At 33.4% G+C, this 13,604-nt stretch carries 14 protein-coding genes; 7 read left to right on the top strand and 7 right to left on the bottom strand.

All coding sequences use genetic code 11. The features are described 5' to 3' along the window. The first annotated feature begins 10 nt into the window (after positions 1-10). From OA93_RS03985 to OA93_RS03960, 6 genes are all read left to right on the top strand, one after another. Positions 11-964, top strand: coding sequence for a Fic family protein (locus OA93_RS03985; protein ID WP_039111830.1), 954 nt, complete (start codon positions 11-13; stop codon positions 962-964). A 33-nt stretch (positions 965-997) separates the two neighbouring features. Beyond that, positions 998-1,459, top strand: a complete 462-nt coding sequence (locus OA93_RS03980) for a GNAT family N-acetyltransferase (RefSeq protein ID WP_039111829.1) — start codon at positions 998-1,000, stop codon at positions 1,457-1,459. A gap of 263 nt (positions 1,460-1,722) precedes the next feature. Further along, positions 1,723-2,589, top strand: coding sequence for a methylated-DNA--[protein]-cysteine S-methyltransferase (locus OA93_RS03975; protein WP_039111828.1), 867 nt, complete (start codon positions 1,723-1,725; stop codon positions 2,587-2,589). Positions 2,590-2,877: 288 nt separating this feature from the next. Continuing rightward, the gene (locus OA93_RS03970; protein ID WP_039111929.1) at positions 2,878-3,591 is read left to right on the top strand and encodes a 2OG-Fe(II) oxygenase; all 714 of its coding nucleotides are present in this window, start codon (positions 2,878-2,880) and stop codon (positions 3,589-3,591) included. A gap of 294 nt (positions 3,592-3,885) precedes the next feature. Further along, a complete protein-coding gene (locus OA93_RS03965; RefSeq protein WP_039111827.1) occupies positions 3,886-4,131 on the top strand; it encodes an Ada metal-binding domain-containing protein in 246 nt (81 codons plus the stop codon). Next, positions 4,118-4,726 carry an alpha-ketoglutarate-dependent dioxygenase AlkB gene (locus tag OA93_RS03960; protein WP_039111826.1) on the top strand — a complete coding sequence of 203 codons (609 nt, stop codon included), beginning with the start codon at positions 4,118-4,120 and terminating at the stop codon, positions 4,724-4,726. The genes OA93_RS03965 and OA93_RS03960 overlap by 14 nt, the downstream gene beginning before the upstream one ends. A gap of 95 nt (positions 4,727-4,821) precedes the next feature. Here OA93_RS03960 and OA93_RS03955 read toward each other — a convergent pair whose 3' ends face one another. The 3 genes from OA93_RS03955 to OA93_RS03945 are packed head-to-tail and all read right to left on the bottom strand — an operon-like array spanning position 4,822 to position 6,481. Then, a complete protein-coding gene (locus OA93_RS03955) occupies positions 4,822-5,340 on the bottom strand; it encodes a GrpB family protein (RefSeq protein ID WP_039111825.1) in 519 nt (172 codons plus the stop codon). 33 nt (positions 5,341-5,373) lie between these two features. Further along, entirely contained in the window at positions 5,374-5,694 is a 321-nt protein-coding gene (locus OA93_RS03950; protein WP_039111824.1) for an MmcQ/YjbR family DNA-binding protein, read from the bottom strand. Between the two features lie 31 nt (positions 5,695-5,725). Then, positions 5,726-6,481, bottom strand: coding sequence for an NUDIX domain-containing protein (locus OA93_RS03945; RefSeq protein ID WP_039111823.1), 756 nt, complete (start codon positions 6,479-6,481; stop codon positions 5,726-5,728). Between the two features lie 371 nt (positions 6,482-6,852). Between OA93_RS03945 and OA93_RS03940 the strand changes: the two genes are divergently transcribed. Next, positions 6,853-7,107 carry a hypothetical protein gene (locus OA93_RS03940; protein ID WP_039111822.1) on the top strand — a complete coding sequence of 85 codons (255 nt, stop codon included), beginning with the start codon at positions 6,853-6,855 and terminating at the stop codon, positions 7,105-7,107. A gap of 56 nt (positions 7,108-7,163) precedes the next feature. On the opposite strand, the gene bglX is transcribed toward OA93_RS03940, so the two are convergent. The 4 genes from bglX to OA93_RS03920 all read right to left on the bottom strand — a co-directional run bounded on the left by bglX (position 7,164) and on the right by OA93_RS03920 (position 13,568). Beyond that, positions 7,164-9,392: a beta-glucosidase BglX gene (bglX, locus tag OA93_RS03935; protein ID WP_039111821.1), complete on the bottom strand. Its 2,229-nt coding sequence runs from the start codon at positions 9,390-9,392 to the stop codon at positions 7,164-7,166. A 30-nt stretch (positions 9,393-9,422) separates the two neighbouring features. After that, on the bottom strand, positions 9,423-10,862 hold the full coding sequence (locus tag OA93_RS03930) for a glycoside hydrolase family 30 beta sandwich domain-containing protein (RefSeq protein ID WP_039111820.1): 1,440 nt from the start codon (positions 10,860-10,862) through the stop codon (positions 9,423-9,425). 3 nt (positions 10,863-10,865) lie between these two features. Continuing rightward, positions 10,866-11,702 (bottom strand): endonuclease/exonuclease/phosphatase family protein, encoded by an 837-nt coding sequence (locus OA93_RS03925; RefSeq protein WP_039111819.1) that lies wholly within the window; start codon positions 11,700-11,702, stop codon positions 10,866-10,868. Positions 11,703-11,825: 123 nt separating this feature from the next. Continuing rightward, a complete protein-coding gene (locus OA93_RS03920) occupies positions 11,826-13,568 on the bottom strand; it encodes a cellulase family glycosylhydrolase (RefSeq protein ID WP_039111818.1) in 1,743 nt (580 codons plus the stop codon). Positions 13,569-13,604: the final 36 nt, after the last annotated feature.

Here is a 13,604-nt window from a genome sequence, read left to right as displayed (position 1 = left end):
TGATACTATCATGAAGCCTCCATATGACATTACTCCAATTATATTAAAACTTATCAGTTCTATTTCTGAAAAAATTGGAGCACTAAACGCCGTCAATTTAGACAAGCAATCTCCTCAGTTAAGAAAACAAAACAGAATAAAAACAATTCATTCTTCTTTACAAATTGAAGGAAACACTTTGACAGAAGAACAAATTACAGCTTTAATAGAAAACAAACGTGTCATTGGTCCTGAAAAAGATGTCCTTGAAGTTCTTAATGCCATTAAGGTATATGAAAAATTAGATCAGTACAAATCAACATCATCTAAAAGCTTTTTAAATGCACACTCTGCATTGATGAAAGGTTTAATTCCTGATTTTGGAAAATATCGAAAACAAGGTGTTGGAATAGTAAAAGGTTTAAAAGTTACACATGTTGCCCCGCCACATGGCAATGTTCCTCATTTAATGAATGATTTATTTGATTATTTAAAAGATAAAGATGAATTAACTCTAATAAAAAGTTGTGTTTTTCATTATGAAATGGAGTTCATTCATCCTTTTTTAGATGGAAATGGTAGAATGGGAAGATTATGGCAAACCTTAATTTTAATGAATGAATATCCCGTTTTTGAATTTTTACCTTTTGAAACTTTAATTAGCCAGACCCAAAAAGAATATTACAAATCACTTGAAACAAGCGACAATACTGGAAAATCAACTCACTTTATTGAGTATATGCTTGGGGTCATAAATACATCGTTGGAGAATTTATTGAACTACAACAATAGAACAATAAGAGATATAGACCGCCTGGATTACTTTTCGATGCTAGGAGTTCGTGAATTTACAAGAAAAGATTATATGAATGTTTTTAAAGAAATATCATCTGCTACAGCAAGTAGGGATTTAAAAAAAGGAGTGGAACTTAAGATTTTTAAAATTGAAGGAAATCAAAATAAAACAAAGTACATTTTACTATAAATTGAATTTCTTTATCATCTAATTACAAATACAATGAACTTCCGAAAAGCTACTATTTCCGATTTAAAAGAAATGCAGGAATTGTATATCGAAACTATAAAACATGTTTGCAAAGACGATTATAATCCAGTCCAAATTGATGTTTGGATTTCGGGAGTTGATAATACCGAACGCTGGATTGAAGTTATCAATACACAATTTGTTTTATTAGCAATTATAGCAAATAAAATTACTGGTTTTGGAACTTTAAAAGATGGAAATTACATCGACTTCTTTTACATTCATAAAGAATATCAACGACAAGGAATCGCTGATAAAATCTTAACCGAATTAGAACTTGAAGCAAAGAAACAACATACAAAAACCATAACATCTGACATAAGTATAACAGCAAAACCATTCTTCGAAAAGAAAGGCTTTATTGTAAAAGCCGAACAACGAAATATAAGATTAGGCGTAGAACTGATTAATTACAAAATGGAGAAGCAATTATAACACTAAAAGTCTAACGGAGTAAATCTCTCTCAAAGGTGCAGAGACACAAATTTTTAAATCAATCTTTGTCGACGTACTTTACGCCCTTCGACTTCGCTCAGGGTGACAATATTGCAGAAAACTTTGCGTCTCTGCGACTTTGCGAGCAAAAAACATAGCGTGCTTTGCGTAAATCTTAGCGCACTTTGCGGTAAAAAAACAGCAAGTTTCGGATTTTATGACCGAAGAATCCTGTCGATATTTGTATTATAAAATTGAACGAAATGAATACACAGGAAAACATTAATTATAATCGCATTGCCGATGCAATAGATTATATCAAAGCTAACTTTAAGGAGCAACCCAACTTAGATGAGGTTGCCGAAAAAGTGCATTTAAGTCCGTTTCACTTTCAGCGTTTATTTACCGAATGGGCAGGAACAAGTCCGAAGAAATTCTTGCAATATATTAGTGTCGAACACGCAAAAAAAATCCTCAAAGAAAACAATCAGGCAACTTTATCTGATGCCGCTTTCGATACTGGTCTTTCGGGTACAAGTCGCCTTCATGACTTATTTGTAAACATCGAAGGAATGACGCCAGCCGAATATAAAAACGGAGGTAAAAACCTAGAAATCAATTTCAGTTTTGCCGAAAGTCCGTTTGGGAATATTATTGTTGCTTCGACTAGTAAAGGCGTTTGTTTTATGGCTTTCGCCGAAAATGAAGAAACTGGTTTTGAAAATTTACAACACAAATTCCCAAATGCAACATTCTCCCGAAAACTAGATTTGGTACAACAAAATGCACTATTTATTTTTCAGAATGACTGGAGTAAATTATCCGAAATAAAACTGCATTTAAAAGGAACTGATTTCCAATTAAAAGTCTGGGAAACCTTACTCAAAATCCCCATGGGACAACTCTCCACCTACGGTTCTATCGCACAACAAATAGAAAAACCTAATGCTTCGCGTGCAGTAGGAACCGCGATTGGCAGTAATCCTGTAGCTTTTCTTATTCCTTGTCATCGTGTAATTCAAGCATCTGGAACTTTTGGCGGATATATGTGGGGAAATACCCGAAAAACAGCCATTATCGGTTGGGAAGGCGTACAGGTAAATCCTGCACTACACAACGTACATCTGTAGAGACGCACCGTAGTACGTCTAACGTCATGTATTTCCATATTTCTATGTCGACAATCTTTGCGTAGACGCACTGCGGTGCGTCTCTACAGAATGAAATTGTGGTAAAATATAATACATAATTTTTTTCACGCAGATTTAGCAGATATGGCAGATTTTAAATCATTTTAATCTTTTAATCTGTGGCAAAAAATATAGTACTCTTTGCGTAGATGCATTACGGTGCATCTCTACAGACAAACTGTATGTGAATGATTCTTCATGATAAATTCAATAACATCTAAAATTACCATGCAAAATATACAATCAAAAATTGCTTCTCTTAATTGGGAAAGCATCACCAAATCTATGCACGAAAATGGATATGCAATAATTCCTAATGTGCTTAATAACGATCAATGTGAAGATTTGAAATTCGATTATTCAAATCCCAATTTATACCGAAAAACGGTCGTTATGGAACGTTATCGATTTGGTTTAGGCGAATACAAATATTTTAATTATCCATTGCCAGATTTAATCCAAACAATTCGAACAGCTATTTATCCTAAACTTGCTCCAATTGCAAATGCATGGATGAAAGTATTAAATATCAATACTATTTTTCCAGAAACGCACGAGAAATTACTCGAACAATGTCACGCCAATAATCAATTAAAAGCAACTGTTTTAATTTTAAAATATGGCAAAAGCGGTTTTAATACTTTACATCAAGATTTATATGGCGATGTTTATTTTCCGATTCAGATTGTACTTTTTCTAAACGAACCCGATGAAGATTTTACTGGTGGCGAATTTGTATTAACACAACAGACTCCCAGAGCACAATCGAAAGCCATAGTTCTGAAACCAAAAAAAGGTGATATTCTAGTTTTTACCACCAATTTCAGACCCGTAAAAGGTTCTAAAGGTTATTACCGTGTTAATATGAAACATGGTGTTAGTGAGATTCATTCTGGCGAGCGACATACGCTGGGGATTATTTTTCATGATGCGTTAAATTAAGGTGCAGAGGTGCAGAGGTTTCAATGCACAGTATATCTGTAGAGACGCACCGCTGTGCGTCTAACATCACGTAATTAATCTATAAGGACAATCTTCGTGTAGACGCACTGTGGTGCGTCTCTACAGGATAAAAATTGCGGTAAAATATAATACATAATTTTTTTCACGCAGATTTAGCAGATATGGCAGATTTATAAATCATTCTGATCCTTTTAATCTGTGGCAAAAAATAGGGTAATCTTTGCCTAGACGCACTATGGTGCGTCTCTACAGTAAAACAAACGTATAAAAGAAATGATTTATCATATTGAAATTTCAGATTTAAATCTTCGGAATAAAATTAAAAATGCAGAAATTTGCTTTGGTGGAAACCGAAAGCTAAAAATTTACGGAACTTTAAAATGTTCTTCTGGTAAAAGAATGAAACATGAAAATCGGGTTTTCTTTTTATCCGAAAATGAAGCTAAACAAAATAGCTTTAGACCCTGTGGACATTGTATGAAAGCTGAATATAAAAACTGGAAAGATGGACTTATTTAATCCCGAAATAGACGAAACGACCAATTTATTACCTAAAGACGGAACTGTAAATTATTATGGTAAACTATTTTCCAGAGAAAATTCAAATCATTATCGAGATATATTACTCAATACTATCGAATGGAGAAATGACGAAGCAATTATCTTTGGGAAATTAATAATTACAAAACGTAAAGTGGCTTGGTATGGCGATTCTCCTTTTGAATACACTTATTCTAACACTACAAAAAAGGCACTTCCGTGGACTAAAGAATTATTAGAATTAAAAAAGGTTATCGAAGAAAAAACCGGAGAAACCTTTAATTCCTGTTTGCTTAATTTATATCATTCTGGCGACGAAGGAATGGCGTGGCACAGCGATGCCGAAAAAGATTTGAAAAAGAATGGTGCTATTGCTTCGGTAAGTTTTGGTGCGGAACGAAAGTTTGCCTTTAAACATAAAGAAACTAAAGAAACCGTTTCTTTAATCTTAGAACATGGTAGTTTATTGGTCATGAAAGATACTACACAAACCCATTGGTTGCACCGATTACCTCAAACTAAAACAATATCTAAACCTAGAGTAAACCTGACTTTTAGAACTATAGTCGAGTAATTTTTTAAACCATTAAAAGATTAAGATTCATTAAGTATGTGAATCGAGGATTGGGTTTTGTATTAAGCATAAATTCTTAATCTCATAATACTAAATTATAACCCACATTTTTTGTAGATATCTAATATTACTGATTCTTTTCCTAAAAGATAATTATCTATATCGTGAGGGAATTTTTCGGCCATTTCTATTTTTATCTGGCTATATCTGTCCCTTTCGTCTGCATGTGTGCGTAGGTAATTTCGAAAAGTGACATGGCGTTTTAACTCACTCGACTCTTTGTTGCATACATATAAATGATGCTCCATAAGGTGTTCCTTATTTTTATAGCTAAAGGCATCTCGGCCATCAATACCTAAATTACCTACATGTTCATAACCTATCTCTTTTAGTTTCTGTTTTACAATCAGAAACCTATCGTTTTCGATTACAATATCTATATCTATAATCGGTTTTGCGTGTAAACCTTCTACAGATGTACTACCTACATGTTCAATTGATAATACCTCATCTTTTAAAACAACGAGTAATTCTCTTTCGATTTTTTTAAATTCATCCGCCCAATTAGGATTGTACGGAACGACAATTATATTCCAATTTTCAGCACCTATCATATAGCTGTTTTTTGCAAATATAATAATTCGTTATTAACGCTTCTTGGGTAAAACATTATTATAGGAAACTGACAATGCATCTTGTAGCATTGGCTCAGGAACTTTGGCAAGATCTACAATTGTCCAGCCTTGTTGTCCCCATTTATTAGGTACGGGATAAAAGAATTTTTCACTTGAAGCGCAAAAAACAGATTGTTCGATTTCATTAAACTTCAATACTCCTTGGTTTTTATTTACATCGAGTGTTGCAAATATTTTCTTCTTCACCCTAAAAGAAGTCTTTTCAAAGTGTGGTTCTTCGGTTGCTTCTGAGAATGATAGAGCTAACTTTCTAAATGTTTCAATCGATATCATGATAGCTTATTTTAAAGTTAAACTCTAATTTTTACCAACCTTGATTTAGTCCATTTTTAAGAACCTCATCATATTTATCTTTATCAAAAATATATAAATTTGGAGCTTTGTGTGCTACATTACTTTTCTTTTCGTCGAGCTTATTCAAGATTCCGATATTGGTTATTTTTCGGAGAAAGTTTCTTCTATCGAGTTTTCTATCCAAAATCGTTTCATATAATTTTTGAAGCTCCGGAATCGTAAATTTTTCAGGCAACAAATTATATCCTACTGGTATTAAATTCAACTCATTTCGGAGTGTAATCAAAGCTTTATCTAGAATTTCTTTGTGATCCAAGATTAATTCTGGAACTTCTTTGTGATCAACCCATTCTATTAATTCTTCTTTTTTATTTTGTTGTGGAACCGTTTGTAAAAAATCGACCAAGGCATAATATCCTACGGTTACAAATCGTTGCGAAAGCCATTTTCCTGCCTCTCTGGGAATTTTTAGATGGTCTAAAATTGCATTACCAAAATGCTTGTCATTTCTTTTTACTTTACCAAAAGTAGCAAATTGTCTCAAAAAAATACCTTCTACTCCTGTCCTGATTTTAAGTACTCTTACTGCTGCATCATCTATATCTTCATTTATAGGGACAAATCCGCCGGGCAATGACCATTTATTTTCATACGGGGTTTTAATTAGCAAAACTTTTAGCTGATTATCATGAAATCCAAAAATCACACAATCTATAGAAAGTCCTGGCTGATAGTCTTCATGAGTATATATAGTGGTATTTATCATGCATTTATTATTTGTTCAAATTTTATCCGACATAAAATAAATGTGCAATTTAGCTTATTTTCAATAAACGAAAATCAATCTTAATTTCTAACATCGTTTTTGCAATTAAAATAGGCTATAGCACCAATTTTTTATGCTTTAAAAAATCATAAATTAATGTCAAATTTACAATCAAATATAAAACGACTTAAAAAAAATAAGTACATTGCGTCATAATAACACATTTAATGCTTCGCTTGTTATTTTTCTTCAAAAAAACAATTAATAAGCTAATTATAAGGCATTAATGTCCAGTTAAAAAAATTACTGTTCTGTAACAAAAAAATAAAAAGGCAGTCATATAATTAATTGAAAACATAACTAATTGTATTATGAGCATCCCAACTCTAGAAAAACTGAACAAGAAGCTTATTAGAAAAATATGTTCTTCTTTCGGATTAGTATCAAAAAACGACCTTTTAGAAGAATCGTTAAAATATAGCATTAAGCAGGAAAAAATTTCCGATCAACTTTTGAGTAATGTTGACTCAAAGGACAAAAAAGCAAAAAAAGATGCATATGAACAAGCCATAAATGAATCCTATAAAGGAATTGGAGTTATGGATTTTATGAATACTTTAAAATAAAAAAACGGGCAAAATATATATTTTGCCCGTTTTTTATTGTTTTAAAATTGTTGTCACTATTTCACTAATTCAAAATCAGATTTTACACGAATATCTGCCGAAGATGATCCAATCATCAATTCAAAATCGCCTGGTTCTGAACCCCACTCTATCTTGTCATTATAAAAAGATAATTTTTCATTATCTATTGTAAACTGAATCGTTTTAGTTTCTCCTGCATTTAATTTCACTTTCTGAAAATCTCTAAGTTCTAAAACTGGTCTTACAACTGATCCAAATTTATCTTTTAAATACAATTGTACCACTTCTTCTCCTGCTACTTTTCCAACATTTTTTAACTGAAAAGAAACTTGAATTTTCTCATTGCTTTTCATTTTAGTTGTAGATAATTTTAAATCGGAATAATCGAATTTAGTATAACTTAATCCGAATCCAAAAGGGAATTTAGGGCTGCTTTTTAAATCTGTATAAGCAGAAACATATCCTTTTGCATTATCATCTTGTGCTGGTCTTCCTGTACTATAATGGTTGTAGTAAATAGGAATTTGCCCCACTTCTCTTGGGAATGTCATTGGCAATTTTCCTGACGGATTATAATCTCCAAATAAAACATCTGCAATAGCATTTCCTGCTTCGCTACCTAACCACCATGTATAAAGAATAGCTGGTACATTATCGGCAGTCCAATTAAAAACAAGTGGTCTTCCGGCATTAACTAAAACTACAACTGGTTTTCCTGTTGCCTGAATCGCTTTTACTAATTCTTCCTGAACTCCTGGTAAATTAATATTGCTTCGGCTTTTGGCTTCTCCGCTCATATCATGTCTTTCTCCAATACTTAAGATTACTACATCGGCTTGTTTTGCTGTTGCGATTGCCTCTGCAAAACCATCTTTGTTATCACCTTCTACTTCACAACCTTTGGCATATAATAATTTGGTATTCTTCCCTACTTTATTTTGTAATCCATCCCATTGAGAAACTACCCATTTGTTATAATCTACTTCTGGTAATTCAACCGCCCAGAAACCCATATTAGCTTTATACTCTTTTACCATTGGCCCTATAAACGCAATTGTTTTTGTGCTTTTAGAAAGCGGTAATGTCGCATTATCATTCTTTAATAAAACGATACTTTTTGCTGCAACTTCACGAGCTGCTTTACGATGCTCTGGATTATTCAATTCTTGTTTCTCTCTATCTGGATTAGAGTATTTGTATGGATCTTCAAATAATCCTAATTCAAATTTTTTGCGCAAAATTCTTTTTACTGCATCATCAACTAAGTCTATCGAAACTTTGTTTTCTTTTATCAATGCTGCCAAGTTATATCTGTATCCATTACTTTCCATATCCATATCGCTACCAGCAGTAATTGCAGCTAGTGCAGCTTCTTTAAGATCTTTAGAATAGCCATGTGCTACCATTTCTCCTATTGATCCCCAATCTGAAACTACAAATCCTTGAAAGTTCCATTTTCCTTTTAAAATATCTCTTTGTAAATACGCATTTCCGGTTGCTGGAATTCCGTTAATATCATTAAATGAATTCATAAATGTAGCTGCTCCAGCATCTAGCGCGGCTTTGAAAGGTGGCAAATAGGTTTCCCACAACATTCTTTCGCTCATATCTACTGAGTTATAATCTCTACCTCCAATTGCAGCTCCATAAGCAGCAAAATGTTTTACGCATGCCATTACTGAATTTAGATTTCCTAGTTTATCTCCTTGAAATCCTTTTACTCTGGCATAAGCTATTCTTGAACCTAAATAGGTATCTTCTCCTGCTCCTTCCATTACACGCCCCCAACGCGGATCACGACCAATATCTACCATTGGGGCAAATGTCCAATGAATTCCGCTTGCAGCAGCTTCGGTCGCAGCAACTCTAGCCGAAAGTTCTATCGCTGCCAAATCCCAACTTGCTGCTTCTCCTAACGGAATCGGGAATGTGGTTTTGAAACCATGTATTACATCCTGACCATATAACAATGGTATTTTAAGACGTGATTGCATTGCCAATTCCTGATATTGTCGGGTGTATTTTGTTCCAACTACATTAAGCATTGACCCCACTAAACCATCTTTAATTTCGGCTTGTTTGTTTGGGTTTATTGTAATAGGTCCTGTTGCAGCATTGTTACCTGTATACTGGTTAAGCTGTCCTATTTTTTCCTCAAGCGTCATTTTTTTTAACAACGCATCTACTTTCTGATCTATTGTTTGCTGTTGCGCTATCGCAAAAAACGAAATCATCAAACAAGTTAATGTGGTAATTCTTTTCATGAAATAAATATTAAATTGGTATTGATTTTTCTACCAAACGTAAGTTGCCACCGAACCTGCGTCTAATGAAGTTGCTGTTTGTTTTTGATTGTATTTAATGTTAAATGTTTCGACTGTTTCGCCATCATTTTCAGCTATTAGAACAATATTACCTTTTGGAGTTTTAAAAGCTACATTATGTATATTGCCACTTACATTACTAGCAATTCGTACAGAACCTTCGGGTACAAATTTGGATGCGTGTGCAATAATATAATATCCTACTTCTCTCTTAATTACTCCATCTTTATCAATCATCAAAGCGCCTTTGCAGGTACTGCATCCGCCTGGTGTAAATGGTTTATAAAATTCATCATTGGCTAAGCCCCAAGAAAGTGCGTTCTTACTCCAATTGCGCATAGAACCTATTACAACATTTTTTACATTCCATTTTAAATCTGTCTCAAAACTGCTGCCTGATCCTGTATATTGTTCTGTAAAATAAATATTCTTATTCGGATATGCATCATGTACTGTTGATAATGCGCTAATATCTCCTTCGTATAAATGAAAAGCCGAGCCGTCTACAAATGGTAATGCTTTTGAATCATTTAAAATCGTTAAGGGATATTCGGGTTTGTTGCAATTATGGTCGTAAGTAACAATTTTGGTTTTGATTTTTGCTTTCGCGAAAGCGGGACCTAAATGATTCCCGATAAAATCTGCTTGTTGTTCTGCAAGCATTAATAAACTTGGGTTATTTCCGGGATGCAAAGGTTCATTTTGAGGGGTTATAGCGTCAATTATAATCCCTTCTTCTTTCATCTTCTGAATGTATTTCACAAAATAATTAGCATACACTTCATAATACTGTGGTTGTAAACTTCCTCCTTTTGTACTTCCGTTATCTTTCATCCAAACTGGTGGTGACCAAGGCGATCCCATGATTTTAATACCTGGATTTATGGCAATAATTTCTCTTAAAAGCGGAACTAGCGCTGTTGCGTCTGGACCCAGATTAAAATGTTCTAGCTGTAAATCTGTCTTTCCTGCAGGCATATCATCATAAGAGAATACCTCAGTATTAAGATCTGACGCTCCGATACTAATACGGAGGTAACTAATTCCTACCGAATTATCTTTTGAGCCAAACAGTTCTTGTAATAATGCTGCTTTTTTTGATTTCTCTAATTTATTAATAGTTTCGGCACTTCCTCCTGTTAATGAAAATCCAAAACCATCAATAGTCTGGAATTTCTTCGAAGCATCTATTTCGATAGTTGGGTTTGTATTTGTTGCAGTAGTAAAAACTAATGCTTCGGCTTGTTTTTGAAGCTTTACCGATTGGTCACTTTTGGTAACCCAATATTCCACTTTATCTGTTTTGGATGTTGTAGTTGTAGTTGCATTTTTTGTTGAGCCACACTTTATTTGCATTGCAATAAGTGGTAGCAAAATCAAAATTTGCATTGTATTGTTTATTTTTTTCATGGTTTAGTTAATTTCAATTAAAACAGGGAAATGATCCGATGGGTATTTTAAATCTATTGAATCACTTAAAACTGCATGTTTTTTTATTTTTAGATTGCTGTTTTTAGAAATAAAAATATAATCTAGCAATAGCGTGACTGGTTTGTCATGCTTAAATTCATTAAAGGTTCCAGATGGTCCAAATGGTTTTTCTTCTGAAATTTCACGAGTATCATTCATTATTTTTTTCAAAGAAATGATGCGTCCTTCATTAGGTTCTGAATTAAAATCTCCCATAAGGAATACGGGATATCCTTTGGTATTTACTGCTGCTATTTTAGAAAGAATTAGTTCAAGTCCTTTGGTTCTTGCTTCTTCGCCTATGTGATCGAGATGTGTATTAAAAACCCAAAATGTTTTTTTAGTTTTTAGGTCCTTAAAAAGTGCATACGTACAAACTCTATTATAAGCTGCATCCCATCCTTTTGATATTACATCTGGGGTTTGTGAGAGCCAGAAAGTATTGGCTTGTTGTACTGAGAATCTATCTTTTTTATAAAATATAGAAGATGATTCGCCTTTTCCTTCTCCTTCGCGAGCAATACCTATATGATTATAACTTGGTAATGCCGTTGCAATATCATTAACTTGATTGGGCATTGCTTCTTGTACTCCAAAAATATCCGGGGCGTAAAATTGTATTTGTGATGTAAAAAAATCTTTACGGTTTGGCCATGCATTTTCTCCATCTGAAGCAATATCTAAACGGATATTATACGTCATGATTTTTAAATTTTGTCCATAAATTCCATTAAAAGACAAAAACATTACAAGGGCGATTAGTTGGTTTATTTTTTTCATAATTAAGGGTTTTAACCCATTAAAGCTCCAGTTTCATCCGAAGCTTTTAATGGAGAAAACTAATCTAACAAAATATTAATTACAAACACTATTATAGGTTTTACTTTACTATTTTTTAACAACTTACTTATTCGTAGTTGCAAAATCCAGATAATTCAAATTAAATCCTCCTTTATCAAAAACGACTTTAATTTTGTTTTCTCCTTTTTTCAGCTTTACGTCCGAGAGTATAATTGTTCTCCAAGTTGTATCATTTCCTGTTGCAGGAAGCGTGATTATCTCGGATATTTTTCCAGTTTCGTTTTCCAGATGTAACTTTCCTTCTTCTTTTTCGCTTGAGTATCTAATAGCAACATTATATGTTGTTGCCGATTTGCTTGTTGCTGTAAATTGTAACCACTCGGCATTTTCGATAAATGATACCTGATATCCATTTGAGGAATCGTCTTTACAAGGCAAAATATCAACTCCGTCGTTTCGCATTGTTTTTCCTTTGTTCCATTCTTCAAATGTTCCGGTTTCTACTCGGTAATTCACAAAATCTTTATCTGAATATGCAAATCCGTTTGTTCCTAAATCATATTCGGTTGCAAATATTTTACCAGGCAAAACTCGTTTTTTATAACTTTTTGTTTCATTTGTACGTACTTGACGAAACATTGCGTCAAGTACGTCTGCCTTTATTGTGGTATTCTCTAACTTAAAATTCTCTGCTAATTGCATTAATGCTTTTTCTGCAAAATCAGGGCTTGGTTTTTCACCTCCATCTTTCCAGTATAAACGCAGCTTTTCGTATTCGGGTGTTTTGGTAACTGAAGCAATTCCTGCAATATTTTCGATTTTTTTCATGGGCCAAAATGCCCAACCGATATTATTTGTTTCGAATAATGAAATAGCATCTTTAAACCAAACATTTGAGTTTTCTCCACCTTCTCCCATCCAGATTGGTACATTATATTGTTTTCTATAATCTAGCATTTTCTGGATTGATGCTGTGGTATTGTAATTCCAATATTTATGAAAACTCATTGCCATATTATCATCCCATAGCGGAAACATTCCGTTGTAATTATTTCCCCAACAATTTCCTTCGATAATAATCATGTGGTTTTTATCGACTTCGCGAATTGCTTTTGTAATAGAAACTAAAAGCTCACGCAAAGGCGCATTCGAATTTTCATCGCAACCATTTTTATTTGTTCCTGTAAAATTCCAATTGGGTTCATTTATAATATCATAAGCTCCAATCCATGGATTGTCTTTATAACGCAACGCTAATTTTTTCCATAATTCAGTCATTTTTTTACGATTGGCTTCGCTTTCCCAAACTGATGGTTTTGTATCATCATAATCAGAGATTGCAGCATCTTTTCCTTGTCCTCCTGGTGCAGCATGAAGGTCTAAAATGAGGTACATTTTATTTTCGGCACACCATTTTAGTAAGTTGTCGGTCATTGTAAAACCTTCTTCTATCCAAGTAATTTCGCCATTCTTCTCTGTTTCTATTGGCGGTGTATATAAATTATAATGCATTGGCAAACGTATGGAGTTAAATCCCCAAGCTGTCAATGAGTCAACATCTCTTTTGGTTATTCCGTTGGCTCTATATGCCTCATAAAACTTTTCGGTTTTTTCGGTTCCAATTAAATCTGTTATTTTTTGTTTTATAACATATTGCGGACTTGCAAATGGTTCGGTCTGAATCATGTATCCTTCCTGAACCATCCATCCTCCTAATCCTAATCCTCTTAATACTATATTTTTACCTTTTCCATCTACAATATTTTGTCCGCTTTGGTGCAAAAAACCTTGTCCAAAAGAGGTCAATGAAAACAATACCAGTAATGGCAAAACTATTTTTCTCATATATCTGTTTTATTATATAAGTCCTAGATTAAATCT

Origin of the sequence: Flavobacterium sp. KMS (assembly GCF_000813005.1) — a bacterium.
In the GTDB taxonomy this organism is placed as follows: Bacteria; Bacteroidota; Bacteroidia; order Flavobacteriales; family Flavobacteriaceae; genus Flavobacterium.
This window is presented reverse-complemented; position numbering and strand designations above follow the sequence as displayed.